The organism is Edaphovirga cremea (assembly GCF_003332275.1).
Taxonomy (GTDB): domain Bacteria; phylum Pseudomonadota; class Gammaproteobacteria; order Enterobacterales; family Enterobacteriaceae; genus Edaphovirga; species Edaphovirga cremea.
Map to the genome: position 1 here is coordinate 1 of NZ_QOVA01000003.1, position 17594 is coordinate 17594.

A 17594-nucleotide genomic window follows, 5' to 3' on the forward strand; every position below is an offset into this window, starting at 1 on the left:
CAGGCATCAAACAAATAACAAAGCCCTGTACGCAAGTACGGGGCTTTGTTATTTGCTGCAACCCGGTAATTGCCTTTTCGGGCAGAGAGTAGGACAAATCCGTCGGGAACGGATTTGAGCAGCGCATAGCGCTGACCCGAAGGGCGCAGGGCAGGAGCCCGGCGTAAACTGCCAGGCATCAAACAAAGTAAAGAACCTCAGTCGAGAGACTGGGGTTTTTTGCTTTGCTGCTACCCGATAATTCCCTCTTCGATCAGTCTACTTTATTCATAACGTAACTCCGGCCATTTTCTCTTTTCTACTCTTGTAAGATCTAAGCCCGGTGCGGCCGGATGAAACTTTTTCACCTACAAAATGCAGGCTCGACATTAAGAATAAAAAGCGTTAATGTCGGGCATCTAGAAGTCTAAACGTATAAACGTATGTTGTGAGGAAAGAAGGCGATGCCAATTCGGGTTCCAGATGAGTTACCAGCGGTGAGCTTTTTGCGCAACGAGAACGTCTTTGTGATGACGTCTTCTCGTGCTAAAACTCAGGAAATCCGTCCCTTGAAGGTGCTGGTTTTGAATCTGATGCCGAAGAAGATAGAAACTGAGAACCAATTTCTCCGCTTGCTATCCAATTCACCGCTGCAAATTGATATCCAGCTGTTACGTATTGACAGCCGGGAGTCAAAGAATACCCCCACAGAGCATTTGAATAATTTCTACTGCGACTTTGAAGATATTCAGAACGAGAATTTTGATGGCTTAATCGTGACTGGCGCTCCGCTGGGCTTGGTTGATTTCTGTGATGTTGCTTATTGGCCACAGATAGAAAGAATTGTTCACTGGGCCAAAGAGCACGTTACATCGACCCTATTTGTCTGTTGGGCAGTTCAGGCCGCGCTAAATGTCCTGTATGGCATGCCGAAAATGACCCGTGAAGTGAAGCTATCGGGTGTTTATCAGCATCAGACATTACAGCCTCTGGCACTTTTGACCCGAGGTTTTGATGAGACCTTTCTTGCTCCGCATTCACGTTACGCAGACTTTCCAATAGAAGAACTGCGTAAGTATACCGATCTGGATATCTTGGTTGAATCTGAAGAAGCAGGGGCTTATCTCTTTGCCACTAAAGATAAACGTATGGCTTTCGTCACTGGGCATCCTGAATACGATACAGCAACGCTGGCCGGAGAATATTTACGCGATCTTGCAGCCGGTTTGACGCCAGCCTTGCCTGTAAACTATTTCCCACAGGACAATCCAGAGCTCTCACCTAAGGCTTCTTGGCGTAGCCATGGTCATCTGCTGTTTTCTAACTGGCTTAACTATTACGTCTACCAGATAACGCCTTTCGATTTACGGCAAATGAATCCAACTCTCGAGTAATCACTTCTTAAGACAGTGACCAAATAAAGGTCACTGTCTTCACCTCTTTTGATCACATTTCTGCATCTTACACCCCTCATTTTTTGTCATAACTCTGATTAATCAACAGGTTAAACAATAATTTATGCATTAATGGAATAGCATCTCTATTACGATGACTTTACACATTAATTTAACATATTGATAACTAAGGTTTATTAAAATAATTTAAAATAAAATGGAAATGGTTTTTGATTTTTTGTTTTTATTGATTACTCTTAGAGCTGTCGGGGCGAAAATCAAACAGTGATAAATCCCTCCCTGACAGTGATTCCAACATGACTCATCGGCTGAATTGTTTAAATGGCGGTGGGCTGCTGGCCTGAAAAGTAAGGAGAAAGGTAATGACAGAACAGATAGCAAGCCGCGAACTGGCTTTCACACGGCAGTTCAGCACCGCCGAGAAGAAGATTCTGACTCATGATGCTGTAGAGTTCCTGACCGACCTGGTGAGTCAGTTTACTGCTCCTCGCAATCAGCTTTTGCAAGTCCGGCTTGCTGCCCAGCAGAAGATTGATCACGGAGAACTGCCGGATTTTATTTCGGAAACGGCTTCCATTCGTAATGGTGATTGGAAAATACTCGGTGTTCCAGATGACCTGCTCGATCGTCGGGTTGAAATTACAGGCCCGGTAGAACGTAAGATGGTCATCAATGCACTAAATGCCAACGTTAAAGTATTTATGGCTGACTTTGAGGACTCTCTGGCACCGAGCTGGGATAAAGTCATTGATGGTCAAATAAATTTGCGGGATGCGGTGAATGGTACAATTTCCTATACCAATGAGTCAGGGAAGATTTACCAACTTCAGCCTAATCCTGCCGTTCTGATCTGTCGGGTTCGCGGCTTACATCTGCCAGAGAAACACGTTCAATGGCAGGGTGAAGCCATACCTGGAGGGTTGTTCGATTTTGCCCTCTATTTTTTCCACAACTACCGCACGTTGCTGGAAAAGGGTAGTGGACCCTATTTTTACCTGCCAAAAACGCAGTCCTATCAGGAAGCCGCCTGGTGGAGCGATGTATTCAGTTTCACTGAGGATCGCTTCGAGCTGCCGCGTGGCACGATCAAGGCTACCGTATTGATCGAGACTTTGCCTGCGGTATTCCAGATGGATGAGATCCTCTATCACCTGCGTGATCACATTGTTGGGCTTAACTGTGGTCGTTGGGATTACATTTTCAGCTATATAAAAACGCTGAAGAATCACCCCGATCGCGTTTTGCCTGACCGCCAATCCGTAACGATGGAAAAACCTTTCCTCAGCGCCTATTCGCGCTTGCTGATTAAAACCTGTCATCGACGTGGTGCTTTCGCGATGGGGGGGATGGCGGCGTTTATTCCCAGTAAAGATACGCAACGTAATGCCTGGGTTCTGGATCGGGTCCGCGCGGACAAGCAACTGGAAGCAGACAACGGCCACGATGGTACTTGGGTTGCTCATCCTGGGTTGGCAGATACGGTTATGGACGTTTTTAATCGGGCACTTGGCGAAAGAAAAAACCAACTGGACGTACTTCGTGAAGAAGATGCCCCCATTCCTGCAGAACTGCTGCTGCAAGCCTGTGAAGGTAAGCGCACAGAAGAGGGAATGCGCGCCAATATCCGCGTGGCAGTGCAATACATTGAAGCCTGGATCTCTGGCAATGGTTGCGTACCTATTTACGGGCTGATGGAAGATGCGGCGACGGCCGAGATTTCACGCACCTCGATATGGCAATGGATTCACCACGGCAAGACATTGAGCGATGGGCAACCGGTGACTGCCAGTCTGTTCCGCGAAATGCTGGCGCAAGAAATGAGGGTGATTCAGGAGGAGTTGGGCGAGCAACGTTTCAGCTCCGGGCGCTTTGATGATGCTGCACGATTGATGGAACGCATAACGACTCAGGATGAGTTGATCGACTTCCTGACCCTGCCAGGTTACGCCCTGTTAGCGTGATGTGGCGCGTTGATGAACATTTTGAACCCTACAAATAAATAGAATGGAGCATCTGTTATGAAAACCTCACGTACCCAGCAGATTGAGCAGTTGGAACAAGAATGGAAACAACCGCGTTGGGAAGGAATTACCCGTCCTTATAGCGCGGCAGATGTGGTAAATCTGCGTGGTTCGGTGAATCCGGAATGTACGCTCGCGCAATTGGGTGCGGCCAGATTGTGGCGTTTGCTGCATGGTGATGCGCGTAAAGGGTATATCAACTGTTTGGGTGCCTTGACCGGCGGTCAAGCTTTGCAGCAGGCAAAAGCGGGTATTGAGGCCATCTATCTTTCAGGATGGCAAGTAGCGGCTGATGCCAACTCGGCCTCCAGCATGTATCCCGACCAATCGCTTTATCCGGTCAACTCCGTGCCGATGGTCGTTGAGCGCATCAACAACACGTTTCGCCGGGCGGATCAGATTCAATGGTCGAATAAGATTGAGCCGGGTGACAAAAACTATACCGACTACTTCCTGCCGATTGTGGCTGATGCCGAAGCCGGCTTCGGTGGGGTTCTGAATGCGTTCGAACTGATGAAGGCCATGATTGAAGCGGGTGCCGCTGCGGTTCACTTTGAAGATCAATTGGCTGCGGTAAAAAAATGTGGCCACATGGGCGGTAAAGTGTTGGTACCGACGCAAGAAGCGATTCAGAAATTGATTTCTGCACGTCTTGCAGCGGATGTGCTGGGTGTCCCGACGCTGGTTGTCGCCCGGACTGATGCCGATGCTGCCGATCTCCTGACCTCCGATTGCGATCCGTGGGACAGCGATTTTATTACTGGTGAGCGCACGGCAGAAGGGTTTTACCGGACGCGTGCAGGTGTCGAACAGGCCATCAGTCGTGCATTGGCCTACGCTCCGTATGCCGATCTGGTGTGGTGTGAAACATCAACACCGGATCTTGATATGGCTCGCCGCTTTGCCGAAGCTATCCACGCCAAATATCCCGGCAAGCTGCTGGCCTATAACTGTTCGCCTTCGTTCAACTGGAAGAAAAATCTGGATGACGCCACCATTGCCCGCTTCCAGGACGAACTCTCCGCGATGGGGTACAAATATCAGTTCATCACGTTGGCTGGCATCCACAGTATGTGGTTCAACATGTTTGATTTGGCCCATGCTTACGCGCAAGGTGAAGGGATGAAGCATTACGTTGAAAAAGTGCAGCAGCCTGAGTTTGATGCGGTTGCACGTGGTTATACCTTTGCGTCCCATCAGCAGGAAGTAGGCACCGGCTACTTTGACAAAGTCACCACCATTATTCAGGGTGGGGCCTCCTCTGTGACAGCGTTGACCGGTTCAACAGAAGAGCAGCAATTCTAATCGAATCCTGACCGTACCGTCATGCCGCGCCAGAGCCTGTTTATCGCAGGCTCTGGCTGATTGCGCTTAAAGGGGATCACTATGGGTTTGGAAAAACTTATTGCGCAGACAATTTTGCAGGGTTTCGATGCACAGTATGGCCGCTTTCTGGAGGTGACCGCCGGTGCGCAGCAGCGCTTTGAACAGGCGGATTGGCCTGCCATACAGGGAGCCATGAAACAGCGGATTCATCTTTATGATCATCATGTTGGGCTGGTTGTCGAGCAGTTGAGATGCATTACCGGGCCGCGTTTTTATGATGCGGGGTTTGTTTCCCGGGTAAAAAGTATCTACACGTCTCTGCTCCCGGATTACCCGCGATTTGAAATTGCCGAGAGCTTCTTTAATTCCGTCTATTGCCGGGTGTTCAAGCATCGCGATCTGACGCCGGATAAGCTGTTTGTCTTCAGTTCCCAGCCTGAACGTCGATTCCACGACAGTTCCCGTCCCCTGTCGCGTAGATTTATGTCGCAGGGTGATATTGCCACGATGCTGCGGACAATCCTCAAGGATCTGCCACTGCGTTTGCCGTGGGAGAATCTTGATCGTGATATCCATTACATTATCCAATCATTGCAGCAATCCTTCACTCCCTCGCAGCTTGGCGAAGCGCAGTTTGAAATTGCCAACGAGCTGTTTTATCGCAATAAAGCGGCCTGGCTAGTGGGGAAATTGAGAATGGAAGGGCAGATCGTTCCCTTTTTAATGCCAATTCACCACAGCGATCAGGGTGCATTATTTATCGATACCTGCCTTACCGGTAAAGACGAAGCCAGTATCGTATTTGGTTTTGCCCGGTCCTATTTCATGGTGTATGCGCCGCTTCCTGCCGCATTGGTCGAGTGGTTAAGGGAAATACTTCCCAGTAAAACCACCGCTGAGCTTTATATGGCGATTGGTTGTCAGAAGCATGGAAAAACAGAGTGTTACCGTGAATATTTGACCTTCATGGCTAAAACCCGTGAGCAATTTATCATTGCCCCCGGCGTCAAAGGCATGGTGATGCTGGTGTTTACACTTCCGTCATTCGATCGGGTTTTCAAGGTGATCAAAGACCACTTCGCACCGCAAAAAGAGGTGACCGAAGCGCGGGTCATGGCGTGCTATCAATTGGTCAAAGAGCACGATCGGGTTGGACGAATGGCCGATACGCAGGAGTACGAAAACTTTGTGATCGATAAAAGCGCGATCAGCACGGAACTGATGGCGGAATTATTGCGCGAGGTGCCTGAAAAGCTGGAAGATATTGGCGACAGAATTATTATTCGTCATCTCTATATGGAAAGACGAATGACGCCACTGAACCTCTACCTTGAGCAGGTTGAAGGTCAGCCATTGCGTGATGTGATTGAAGAATATGGCAATGCGATAAAACAACTGGCCGCTGCCAATATTTTCCCCGGTGACATGCTGTTCAAAAACTTTGGTGTTACGCGTCATGGCCGGGTGGTCTTTTATGACTATGACGAAATCTGTTATATGACTGAGGTGAATTTTCGCGATATCCCACCGCCGCGCTATCCGGAAGATGAAATGGCCAGTGAGCCTTGGTATAGCATTTCATCCAATGATGTCTTTCCCGAAGAGTTTCGCCATTTTCTCTGTAGCGATCGACGCATCCGGGCGATTTTTGAGGAACTGCATGGCGATCTGTTCCGCGCTGGCTATTGGCGCGGGCTGCAACAGCGCATTCGCGACGGTCATGTGGAGGATGTCTTTGCCTACCGTCGCCGCCGACGTTTCAGTCAGCGGCAAGCCCCTGAATTACCTAAGTTGGCAGGTTAATTTCTTGAGCCGCCATAAGACTGGGTAATCTCTTTGGCGGCATGGATAACCAGCGCACCAAGCTCGGTAACGCGATCGTCAGTCATGCGAGAAACCGGACCAGAAATTGAGATCGCCGCAAAGGCTTCCCGATGTTCATCAAAAATGCAGGCTGCGATACAGCGCAGTCCGAGCGCATGTTCTTCATCGTCAAAGGAATATCCACGTTTACGGATCTCCGCTAATTCCAGCTTCAGGTTGGCAGGAGAACTCAATGTTCTCGGTGTATAACTATGCAGTCCTTTTTTGTGTAAAAGCTGAGCCACCTGGTCGTCCGGCAGGGTTGAGAGAAATGCCTTACCTGCACCGGAGGCGTGCATCGGCAGTTTTCCACCAATTGGCGCTGACATGCGCATTAACGCAGTACACTGCACCTGATCAATAATGATCGCCTGATAATCACTGTGATCGAGCACGGCCAGATTGACGGTTTCGCCCGACTCTTCCATCAGACTACGCAGCATCGGGTGTACCATCGCGAGTAAATTACGGCTTTGCAGGAAACTGCTGCCCACCACGAATGCATGTGAGCCAATGGTCCACAGTCCAAGATCGCCTACCTGGCGAACAAAACCCTGTTGTTGCATGGTCGTCAGTAGGCGATGCGTCGTAGAATTGGGTAAACCGGCTTGCTGGGCCAAATCGGTCAAAGCGACATTACCGTGCGCTTCGGCAATGTATTCCAATAATGTAAGTCCACGGGTGAGCGACTGGACCTGACCGGTCGCCGCAGGGGCAGTTGTTGCCGTACCGCGTGGTTTCTTGCCGCGTTTAACGGGAGTTGGTGTTGCCATATGCAATTCCTTATTCAAAGCGGCGAAGGAGTATTTTGGAATTCATTTTCATTTATTCATTATGGATTGCAACCGCTAATTGCGCTCATCCGATGTGTTGGCTGCGCTAGCTGAAAAAGTCTCAACTTGTTGCAGGCACTGCATATGAATAACTTATGCTAGGATGGCCTGTTTGATTTTCCGGCAATCGTTTCCGTCGGTACAGCATGTGGATAGGGTGAGTAACGTGGGTGGAAGGGGCTACAGTGACAAATCGAGTTGAAGCGCTGCGTAAGCAGCTGGCACAGCGTATTTTAGTGTTAGATGGCGGCATGGGAACCATGATCCAAAGTTATAAGCTTGAGGAGAATGACTACCGTGGCGCAAGGTTTGCTGATTGGCAAAGCGATCTGAAAGGTAATAACGATCTGCTGGTATTAAGCAAACCTGAGGTGATAACCGCCATTCATAACGGGTATCTCGAAGCGGGTGCGGATATTCTCGAAACGAATACCTTCAACTCGACTCCCATAGCCATGGCTGATTACCATATGGAATCGCTATCGGCGGAGATTAACTACGAAGCGGCTCGTTTGGCAAGAATTTGTGCCGATGAATGGACCGCGCGCACCCCGGAAAAACCGCGTTATGTGGCCGGTGTTCTCGGGCCTACCAACCGCACGGCCTCTATTTCGCCAGATGTTAACGATCCGGCTTTTCGCAATGTCAGTTTTGACCAGTTGGTGGAAGCCTATCGCGAATCCACCCGTGCGCTGGTTGAGGGCGGTGTCGATCTGATTATGATCGAAACTGTTTTCGATACGCTGAATGCCAAGGCCGCGACATTTGCGGTGGAGAGCGAATTTGAGGCACTGGGCATTGTATTGCCAGTCATGATCTCTGGAACCATTACGGATGCCTCTGGCCGTACTCTTTCGGGTCAGACGACGGAAGCCTTTTATAACTCCCTGCGTCACGTAAAAGCCCTCTCATTTGGCCTCAACTGTGCATTGGGCCCGGATGAATTGCGTCAGTATGTGCAAGAACTGTCGCGTATTGCTGAGTGTTATGTGACCGTACACCCGAATGCGGGTCTGCCAAATGCATTCGGTGAATACGATCTGGATGCCAGGGAAATGGCAAAGCAAATTGGCGAATGGGCACGTTCCGGTTTCCTGAATATTGTCGGTGGTTGCTGTGGTACTACACCTGAGCATATCGCCGCTATCGCCCGCGCAGTAGAGGGTGTCCCACCCCGCCAACTGCCCGAAATACCGGTTGCCTGCCGTCTTGCTGGACTTGAACCCTTAACGATCGATGCCAAGTCATTGTTCGTTAATGTGGGTGAACGTACCAACGTGACCGGTTCTGCGCGCTTCAAACGGCTGATTAAAGAAGAAAAATATGCCGAAGCGTTGGCAGTTGCCCGCCAGCAGGTCGAGAGTGGCGCGCAGATTATCGACATCAACATGGATGAAGGCATGCTCGACGCGGAAGCGGCGATGGTGCGCTTTCTTAACCTGATTGCCGGTGAACCAGACATTGCCCGTGTGCCAATCATGATCGACTCGTCCAAGTGGGACGTGATAGAGAAAGGGCTGAAATGTATTCAGGGCAAAGGGATTGTTAACTCTATTTCAATGAAGGAAGGCGAGGACGCTTTCATTCATCATGCAAAACTGGTGCGCCGTTACGGTGCGGCGGTTGTGGTGATGGCTTTTGATGAAGTGGGGCAGGCCGATACGCGTGAACGCAAGATCGCTATATGCCGTCGTGCCTACAAAATCCTCACCGAAAAAGTGGGTTTCCCGCCAGAAGACATTATTTTCGATCCCAATATTTTTGCGGTCGCGACCGGCATTGAAGAACACAACAATTACGCTGTCGATTTTATCGAAGCCTGCGCCGACATCAAATCGCAACTCCCTCACGCCCTGATCTCTGGCGGTGTCTCGAACGTCTCGTTCTCCTTTCGTGGAAACGATGGGGTGCGTGAAGCGATCCACGCCGTTTTCCTCTATCACGCCATTCGTAATGGAATGGATATGGGGATCGTCAACGCCGGACAGTTGGCTATCTATGACGATTTACCTGCCGAGTTACGCGATGCTGTTGAAGATGTCATCCTCAATCGGCGTGATGATGGGACAGAACGTCTGCTGGATCTGGCCGAAAAATATAAAGGCAGCAAAGACGATGGTGAAGCCAATAAACAGCAGGCTGAATGGCGCAGTTGGCCGGTAAAAAAACGCCTCGAATATTCATTGGTGAAAGGCATTACCGAGTTTATCGAACTGGATACCGAAGAGGCACGTCAGGAAGCGGATCGCCCTATCGAAGTGATCGAAGGGCCGCTGATGGATGGCATGAATGTAGTCGGCGATCTGTTCGGTGAGGGGAAAATGTTTCTGCCGCAGGTGGTGAAATCCGCCCGGGTTATGAAGCAGGCAGTGGCCTATCTGGAACCTTATATCGAAGCCAGCAAGCAAAAAGGTTCTACTGCCGGAAAGATTTTATTGGCGACGGTGAAAGGCGATGTTCACGATATCGGTAAAAATATCGTTGGCGTGGTGTTGCAATGCAATAACTACGAAATCATTGATTTGGGCGTCATGGTACCCACGGACAAAATCCTGAAGACCGCCATTGAACAGAAGGTGGATATTATCGGTTTGTCTGGACTGATAACGCCGTCGCTGGATGAGATGGTCAACGTTGCCAAAGAAATGGAGCGGCAAGGCTTCACGCTACCGTTGCTGATCGGCGGCGCAACGACCTCCAAGGCCCACACTGCGGTTAAAATTGAACAGAATTACAGTGGCCCCACAACCTATGTGCAAAATGCCTCGCGAACGGTAGGGGTGGTTTCGGCTCTGTTGTCGGATACACAGCGCGATGACTTTGTCGCGCGGACGCGTAAAGAGTATGAAACGGTGCGGATTCAGCATGCCCGGAAAAAACCGCGCACACCACCTGTTTCTCTGCAAGCCGCGCGTGAAAATGCGCTGGAGATCGATTGGGACAATTATACTCCCCCGGTCGCACACCGTCTTGGGGTGCAGAAGGTCGAAGCCAGTATAGAAACACTGCGCAATTATATCGACTGGACGCCTTTCTTTATGACCTGGTCGTTGGCGGGTAAATACCCCCGTATCCTGGAAGACGAGGTGGTGGGCGAGGAAGCCAAACGCCTGTTCAGCGATGCCAACGAGTTGCTGGATAAACTTTCCAACGAAAAATTATTGACCCCGCGTGGTGTGGTCGGATTATTCCCTGCCAACCGTGTTGGGGATGATATCGAGATCTACCGTGACGAGCGGCGTAGTGAGGTGTTGGTGGTCAGCCACCATCTGCGACAGCAAACCGAGAAAACAGACTTCCCCAATTACTGTCTGGCCGATTTTGTTGCACCGAAATCCAGCGGTAAACATGATTACATGGGAGCGTTTGCCGTGACCGGTGGCCTGGAAGAGGATACGCTGGCAGAGGCTTATGACCAGCAGCACGATGATTACAATAAAATCATGGTGAAAGCGCTATCCGATCGTCTGGCAGAGGCTTTTGCTGAATACCTTCACGAGCGGGTTCGTAAAGTGTATTGGGGTTTTGCGGGCAACGAAAACCTGAGCAATGAAGAGCTGATCCGGGAAAACTATCAGGGCATTCGTCCTGCTCCAGGCTATCCGGCCTGTCCAGAACATACTGAAAAAGGCCAGATTTGGCAGTTACTTGATGCGCAAACCCATACCGGTATGAAACTGACGGGGTCTTACGCCATGTGGCCGGGAGCTTCTGTTGCGGGCTGGTACTTCAGCCATCCGGACAGTAAATATTTCGCTGTGGCGCAGATTCAACGCGATCAGGTTGAAGACTATGCCGCGCGTAAAGGTATGCCGATAGCGGAAGTGGAGCGCTGGCTCGCTCCGAATCTGGGGTATGACGCAGACTGATCTGATATACCCGTCATACGTCGAGCTGCAGATGCGTTGACTGCAACTCGAACTATTTATATAGACATGAAATGGGCACGCTCGCGGTGCCCATTTTTTCGGCTGATATGGCGATTGATCTGGTTCACTCTCCGGCCTGATTCAAAAGAGGCCGATCGCTTTCCACCACAGTAAACCCGCAGTCATAAAAACAGCCTGATTGAGCAAGCTGACCACGAATCCTATCCGCCACCACGTCGCTGTCGGGACATAACCTGCACCAAACAGGATTGGCCCCCGCGCATGGGTGTATTGCGTCAATGAGCAGTACAGACTGCTGGTGAAGGCCAGCATGAACGCCATAGGAACCGGTGGAATGTTGAGGTTGATGCCTACGCCGAGAAATACCGCGTACAGCGCGGCAATTTGCGCGTTACCGCTGGCAAAAAAGTAATGGGTGTAGAAATAGGCGGCATTCAATAGCAATAACACCAAAACCCAACTGGTACCGTGCATCATATGGCCGATGCTATTACCTATCAAATCGCCAAACCAACTGGTGAAGCCCAACTTTTTCAACTGGTTTGCCATCATCAGCAAGGCAGCAAACCAAATCAATGTATCCCATGCCCCTTTCTCGCTCTTGATGTCCTCCCAACTGAGCACGCCGGTCAACAGCAGGAAAGAAAGGCCAACGAAGGAGGCCGTTGTGGCGTCCACTCCCAGTAGATCGCCAAAAATCCACAAGACCAGCAGAAGTAAAACTGTCGTAAGCATCAGCCACTCACTGCGGCCCATCGATCCCATCTTCTGCAGTTCACTGATAGCCAACTTGGGAGCATCTGGGGTATGGCGGATTTCGGGTTTGGTCAGCCAGTAAACCAGAAGGGGAACAATGCTCAATGAGATCAGGCAGGGCACAACGGCTGCCGCGAACCAACTTCCCCACGTGATAGTCACGCCGGCATTGGCGGCCAGTTTGACGGCCAGCAGGTTGCCGGTGTAGGCCGTCATAAACATCGCAGCGGTAATGTCGTTGACGTTACCGATACAGGTAATCAAAAACGTCCCGATTTTGTTACGCGAGGCGTCTTCAGGGCGCGAGTCAAAACTACGGGCCAACGAGTCGGCAATCGGATAGATCACTCCCCCGCAGCGGGCAGTATTGCTGGGCATCGCGGGAGAAAGAATCAGGTCAGCCAAAGCCAGACCGTAAGCTAATCCAAGCGTTCGCTTGCCCAGAATGCGGATCATCTGCAAGGCGATACGTCTTCCGAGGCCGGTTTTGATGAATCCGCGCGCAATCATAAAAGCGACAACGATCAACCAGATAAGAGAGCTGTTTAAATCGCTTAGAGCAGTCTGAATAGCGCCGCTGGCCGTAGTATCACCCGCCGCATATGTCAGGGCAAAAATAGTGATACTGATAATACCAATGGCCCCGATGGGTAATACATTGGCAACGATACAAACAATGGTTGCGACGAAGATAATTGCTGAGTGCCAGGCCGCTGGGTTCAGGCCGGTCGGTGGCGCAATATGCCAGAAAAAAGTGGCAATGAGGAGAATCACTACCAGTGGAAGCCAATTGAGGCCATAAGCGGTTTTTGTCTTCACCTTGTTTCCCTTAATAAGGATTGAAGAGAAATGATTTTCCGTAACGAAACGTAGTTACAGGGTTGCTTCAGGGTAGCGCTGAAAAAGGGGGAGGGTAAAAGAAAAAGTGCAATTATTATGACCTGACGCGGCATTCTAGATAAAATTTTTTTAGCACGGTTTTTATCTATTATCTTGATGAATTATAAGTGTAATTATTTATTTCATGCTCAATGAATTTAAGAATTATTGCGGCTCAACATTAATATGCAACGCATCATAACGCCAGTATTCATAATCACAATCCATGATGCGATCGTCACTATTTCTATTGATTCGAGTGATGAAACGAGCGGGGCTGTCGGGGGATATTTTTAGAACATTAGACGCCATAAAAGGAAGCAATGGTGGCTGGTCACTCATCTCTCTTAAAGCCTCATTTTAGTGCGTTTTTGCACCAATCCACGCTGCAATATCCAGCAAAAGTGTGCGTTTGCTAGCATTGCCACGGTTAAAACTGCCGGTTTTCTGTACTGACATATAATTAGCATAATTGAACGTTAGATTGGCTTGGTTCTTGCTGGACTAGACCAGCACTCACAACACCCTATCATCTGGAGCTTCAGTTATGAAACATTTGTTCGCTTCTGTGTTAACCAGCGCTATCGTCCTTTCCCTCTCTACTGCGTGGGCCGCAGATACAGATTTAGCCGCATTGGAAAAAGCCGCTCGAGCCGAAGGACAGGTGAACAGTGTCGGGATGCCGGACAGTTGGGCCAACTGGAAAGATACCTGGAATGATTTGAACAGCAAATACGGCTTGAAACACAGCGATACCGACATGAGCTCCGCGCAAGAGATCGCCAAGTTTGACGCAGAAAAAAGCAACGCCAGCGCCGATATTGGTGACGTCGGTGCCTCTTTTGGTCCTGTTGCGGTTGTTAAAGGCGTCACCCAGCCCTACAAACCGAGCACCTGGGATCAGGTCCCTGATTGGGCAAAAGATAAGGACGGTCACTGGGCACTGGCTTACACAGGTACCATCGCGTTCATCATAAATAAAGATCAGGTCAAAGATATTCCGCACAGCTGGGCTGATTTGCTGAAGGGTAAATACAGCGTCACGATTGGCGATGTCGGCACTGCAGCACAAGCCGCAAATGGTGTACTGGCTGCTACCTATGCGATGGGCGGTGATGAGAAGAACCTGAAACCGGGTCTGGAATACTTCGGCAAACTGGCAAAAGAGGGGCGTTTGAGCCTCACCAATCCTGTTATCGCTTCGCTGGAGAAAGGGGAAGTTCAGGTCGGCGTAGTGTGGGACTTCAATGGTCTTAGCTATCGCGACCAGATTGATAAAGCCCGTTTTGAGGTACTGATCCCCTCTGACGGTTCAATCACTTCAGGCTATACCACCATCATCAATAAATACGCCAAAAATCCGAATGCGGCCAAGCTGGCGCGTGAATATATCTTCTCCGATGCAGGGCAGATCAATCTGGCTCGCGGTTATGCCCGCCCGATTCGTGCGGAACATATTACGCTACCTGCTGACGTAAAAGAAAAACTGTTACCGGCCGAACAATACAAAAACGCTCATCCGATTGCCGATCCTGTCGCTTGGGAGAAGAGTGCAAAAGCGCTCCCTCGCCTGTGGCAAGAAAGCGTGATCATAAATATGCAGCAGTAGACCAGCGTTTGCCGGGATGAAGTGAATGAAGAGTTTTCTTGTAATGCGTGACGACCTGAATTTTCAGGTCGCCCAGATTGCCATGGGGTATTTACACGCAGAGTATGCCGCAGGACGCGGCCATTTATATCAATTGGAGAGCGAATTGCCCTCGCTTTCCAGACCATTATACGAATGTATGATCTGTGCGGGACGTTATGTGCGTTACTACAGATTCCCCACGACAAACCTTTCTGCACCACACTAATGCGTATGACGCACTAAAAGGAAATATCATGAAAGGTAAGTGGATTGCTGCGTTGTGCCTGCTGCCGTTCGCCCTGTTTTTTATCGCCTTTCAGATAGCGCCCCTGATCTGGATCGCAGTAAGCAGCTTCTACAGTGAGACCAATGAGGCCTGGGGATGGGCGAATTACAGCGACATCCTCACCTCGCCGTTCTATTTACAGGCGATAAAATTTTCAATGGATATCTCGCTCTGGTCAAGTGTCTATGGCCTGCTCATCGCGTTAGTGGGCAGTTACTCACTTCGCCAGATGGGGCCGACGAAGGTGCATGACTTCGTGATGTCATTCACCAACATGACGAGCAACTTTGCAGGCGTTCCGCTGGCATTCGCCTTTGTGATTCTGCTGGGTCTGAACGGTTGTATGACGCTGATTCTGCGAAAGTACGGTCTCATGGAGTCATTTAATCTGTACTCCAAAACGGGTTTGATTGTGTTGTACACCTACTTCCAGATCCCTCTCGGTGTGCTGTTGCTTTACCCCGCCTTTGATGGGCTGCGGGAGGACTGGCGGGAATCTGCGGCATTGCTGGGCGCGGGGCGTTTCAGCTACTGGCGGCATATCGGGTTACCGGTGATGGCTCCGGCGCTGATGGGCACCTTTGTTATTCTGCTTGCCAATGCGCTGGGAGCATACGCGACGGTCTATGCGCTGACGACAGGGAATTTTAACGTCGTGCCCGTGCGTATCGCCGCATTGGTTGCGGGTGACATCTCTCTGGATCCGAATCTCGGCAGCGCACTGGCCATGCTGCTGGTGGTGATCATGGCGTTCATAACCTTTATTCATCAGTGGTTGCTGCGCAGGAGTTACGTTCATGTACGTACCTGATATCACTATGATTATAACCTGGGGAGGCCGTAACCATGTCGCGCGCTGAAACACTGTATCACCGGGTGGTGGTTTGGCTGCTCTTCCTGATTCTTGCACTACCCTTGGCCGCAACGCTGATTTATGCGCTGGCCACGGAATGGGGGGCCACCATTTTACCTAATGGCTTCACGCTGAAATGGATGGTCGAACTGTGGAGCGATCCCCGCTTTTTGCAAGCACTCTGGCACTCGTTGCTGGTCTGTTTTGGTTCATTGGTATTAGCGCTGGTACTGATTCTGCCACTTATGTTTGTGATTGCTTACTATTTTCCCAGGCTTGATGCACTCATGAATGTGCTCATCCTGCTGCCTTTTGCTGTCCCACCCGTAGTCTCTTCCGTGGGACTGATGCAGCTCTATTCTGCTCCGCCACTGGCGCTGACGGGTACACCCTGGATTTTGATTGGCTGTTATTTCACTATCGCCCTGCCATTCATTTATCGGGCTATTTCAAACAACATGCAGGCGATCAATCTGCGCGATTTGATGGATGCTGCGCATCTGCTCGGTGCCAGCACCTGGAAAGCCGCTTTGCTTGTGGTGCTGCCAAATTTACGCAAGGGCGGGATGATTGCTGTGCTGCTGTCATTCTCCTTTCTCATCGGCGAGTTTGTTTTTGCCAATCTGCTGGTGGGCAGCCGCTATGAAACCTTACAGGTTTATCTCTACAACATGCGCAATGGCAGTGGTCATTTTACCAGCGCGCTGGTTATCTCCTATTTCCTGGTCGTTCTCGTCGTGACCTGGATAGCCAATTATTTGAACAAAGAGAAGGGCTGAGCATGGCGTACCTCAATGTGACACAACTGAACAAGAGCTATGGATCGGCACAGATTTTCAATCAGATAGATTTTACTGCCGGCGAGGGGGAGTTTGTCACGCTACTGGGGCCGAGCGGTTGTGGGAAATCAACGCTCTTACGCTGCCTTGCCGGGCTAACGTCGGTCGACAGTGGACAAATTCTGTTGCAAGGGCAGGATCTGGTGCCGGTTTCTCCGCAAAAACGCGGGATCGGCATGGTCTTCCAGAGCTATGCGCTATTTCCGAATATGACGGTCGAAGGCAATGTGGCGTTCGGTTTGAAAATGCAGAAACTTTCCGCCACTGAAATCCGGCAACGGGTCGGTGAGGTGCTGGATTTGGTTGAGTTAGGCGAGTTCAGCAAACGCTATCCACACCAACTTTCTGGTGGACAGTGTCAACGCGTGGCGCTGGCGCGATCGCTGGTGACGAGGCCAAGATTGTTGTTACTTGATGAACCGCTCTCGGCATTGGATGCCCGTATTCGTCGCCATCTGCGTGAACAGATCCGCCGTATACAGCGCGAGTTGAATTTAACCGCCATCTTCGTGACTCACGATCAGGAAGAGGCCTTAACGCTCTCCGATCGTATCGTGTTAATGAACAAAGGCCAGATAGTGCAAAGTGGCGATGCACAAACCCTGTATACTCAACCTGTTAATCTTTTCGCCGCAGGATTTATCGGTAGCTATAATTTGCTCAGTGCGGAGCAAGCCAACACACTTACCGGGCACCATTATACGGGGCAGGTTGCGATAAGACCTGAATCGATCATCGTAGGTCCATCCGATCACGGCATCAATGCAGTGATCGTCAACCGCACTCTATTGGGAAATGTGATCCGCTATCGGGTACTGGCTCGTGGTGTTGAGCTATTGGTGGATGTACTGAACCACTCAGTGGCTGATTTGCACGCCGATGGCAGTCAAATTGGTCTACAGTTAGATATCATGACATTACGTGAAGTTGCGTGAATGTGGCACGTGATACTGGTTCGATCTTAACCGTTGCTGACCTGGGAAGGATGCCCGGCTGTTGTCAATCTGGATACTATTCTGCTCCA

11 protein-coding genes and 2 pseudogenes are annotated in these 17594 nt (G+C 50.3%); 10 read left to right on the top strand and 3 right to left on the bottom strand.

The features are described from left to right. The first annotated feature begins 443 nt into the window (after positions 1 to 443). The 4 genes from metA to aceK all read left to right on the top strand — a co-directional run bounded on the left by metA (position 444) and on the right by aceK (position 6544). Entirely contained in the window at positions 444 to 1373 is a 930-nt protein-coding gene (gene metA / locus DRI82_RS05080) for a homoserine O-acetyltransferase MetA (RefSeq protein WP_114192426.1), read from the top strand. A 383-nt stretch (positions 1374 to 1756) separates the two neighbouring features. After that, positions 1757 to 3355, top strand: coding sequence for a malate synthase A (gene aceB, locus DRI82_RS05085; protein ID WP_114192427.1), 1599 nt, complete (start codon positions 1757 to 1759; stop codon positions 3353 to 3355). A gap of 57 nt (positions 3356 to 3412) precedes the next feature. Further along, positions 3413 to 4720, top strand: coding sequence for an isocitrate lyase (aceA, locus tag DRI82_RS05090; protein WP_114192428.1), 1308 nt, complete (start codon positions 3413 to 3415; stop codon positions 4718 to 4720). A gap of 81 nt (positions 4721 to 4801) precedes the next feature. Continuing rightward, positions 4802 to 6544 carry a bifunctional isocitrate dehydrogenase kinase/phosphatase gene (gene aceK / locus DRI82_RS05095; RefSeq protein ID WP_425452623.1) on the top strand — a complete coding sequence of 581 codons (1743 nt, stop codon included), beginning with the start codon at positions 4802 to 4804 and terminating at the stop codon, positions 6542 to 6544. Here the strand turns inward: aceK and iclR are convergent. Then, complete coding sequence (gene iclR, locus DRI82_RS05100; RefSeq protein ID WP_114192429.1) at positions 6541 to 7377, bottom strand: glyoxylate bypass operon transcriptional repressor IclR; 837 nt, start codon at positions 7375 to 7377, stop codon at positions 6541 to 6543. The two genes, aceK and iclR, sit on opposite strands and share 4 nt — an antisense overlap. A 245-nt stretch (positions 7378 to 7622) precedes the next feature. Here iclR and metH point away from each other — a divergent pair, with 245 nt between their 5' ends. Beyond that, the gene (metH, locus tag DRI82_RS05105) at positions 7623 to 11306 is read left to right on the top strand and encodes a methionine synthase (protein ID WP_114192430.1); all 3684 of its coding nucleotides are present in this window, start codon (positions 7623 to 7625) and stop codon (positions 11304 to 11306) included. A 141-nt stretch (positions 11307 to 11447) separates the two neighbouring features. Here the strand turns inward: metH and DRI82_RS05110 are convergent, their stop codons facing one another. Further along, positions 11448 to 12902 carry a DASS family sodium-coupled anion symporter gene (locus DRI82_RS05110; protein ID WP_114192431.1) on the bottom strand — a complete coding sequence of 485 codons (1455 nt, stop codon included), beginning with the start codon at positions 12900 to 12902 and terminating at the stop codon, positions 11448 to 11450. Positions 12903 to 13127: 225 nt separating this feature from the next. After that, positions 13128 to 13292 (bottom strand): annotated as a pseudogene (locus DRI82_RS24250) (MFS transporter); the annotation flags it as partial. Between the two features lie 217 nt (positions 13293 to 13509). Here DRI82_RS24250 and DRI82_RS05120 point away from each other — a divergent pair. The 5 genes and pseudogenes from DRI82_RS05120 to DRI82_RS05140 all read left to right on the top strand — a co-directional run bounded on the left by DRI82_RS05120 (position 13510) and on the right by DRI82_RS05140 (position 17505). Beyond that, positions 13510 to 14571: an ABC transporter substrate-binding protein gene (locus DRI82_RS05120; RefSeq protein ID WP_114192432.1), complete on the top strand. Its 1062-nt coding sequence runs from the start codon at positions 13510 to 13512 to the stop codon at positions 14569 to 14571. Positions 14572 to 14596: 25 nt separating this feature from the next. After that, positions 14597 to 14755: pseudogene (locus DRI82_RS24255) on the top strand (alkaline phosphatase family protein); the annotation flags it as partial. A gap of 91 nt (positions 14756 to 14846) precedes the next feature. Further along, a complete protein-coding gene (locus DRI82_RS05130; protein ID WP_114192433.1) occupies positions 14847 to 15689 on the top strand; it encodes an ABC transporter permease in 843 nt (280 codons plus the stop codon). Between the two features lie 35 nt (positions 15690 to 15724). Then, positions 15725 to 16510 (top strand): ABC transporter permease, encoded by a 786-nt coding sequence (locus DRI82_RS05135; RefSeq protein ID WP_114192434.1) that lies wholly within the window; start codon positions 15725 to 15727, stop codon positions 16508 to 16510. Positions 16511 to 16512: 2 nt separating this feature from the next. Beyond that, entirely contained in the window at positions 16513 to 17505 is a 993-nt protein-coding gene (locus DRI82_RS05140; protein WP_114192435.1) for an ABC transporter ATP-binding protein, read from the top strand. Positions 17506 to 17594 lie beyond the last annotated feature (89 nt).

Bases quoted from the DNA above. Each gene is read 5' to 3' on its own strand.
- DRI82_RS05135 (WP_114192434.1), top strand. From the start codon at position 15,725: ATGTCGCGCGCTGAAACACTGTATCACCGGGTGGTGGTTTGGCTGCTC.
- DRI82_RS05120 (WP_114192432.1), top strand. From the start codon at position 13,510: ATGAAACATTTGTTCGCTTCTGTGTTAACCAGCGCTATCGTCCTTTCC.
- aceK (WP_425452623.1), top strand. From the start codon at position 4,802: ATGGGTTTGGAAAAACTTATTGCGCAGACAATTTTGCAGGGTTTCGAT.
- aceB (WP_114192427.1), top strand. From the start codon at position 1,757: ATGACAGAACAGATAGCAAGCCGCGAACTGGCTTTCACACGGCAGTTC.
- aceA (WP_114192428.1), top strand. From the start codon at position 3,413: ATGAAAACCTCACGTACCCAGCAGATTGAGCAGTTGGAACAAGAATGG.
- iclR (WP_114192429.1), bottom strand. From the start codon at position 7,377: ATGGCAACACCAACTCCCGTTAAACGCGGCAAGAAACCACGCGGTACG.
- metA (WP_114192426.1), top strand. From the start codon at position 444: ATGCCAATTCGGGTTCCAGATGAGTTACCAGCGGTGAGCTTTTTGCGC.
- DRI82_RS05130 (WP_114192433.1), top strand. From the start codon at position 14,847: ATGAAAGGTAAGTGGATTGCTGCGTTGTGCCTGCTGCCGTTCGCCCTG.
- DRI82_RS05140 (WP_114192435.1), top strand. From the start codon at position 16,513: ATGGCGTACCTCAATGTGACACAACTGAACAAGAGCTATGGATCGGCA.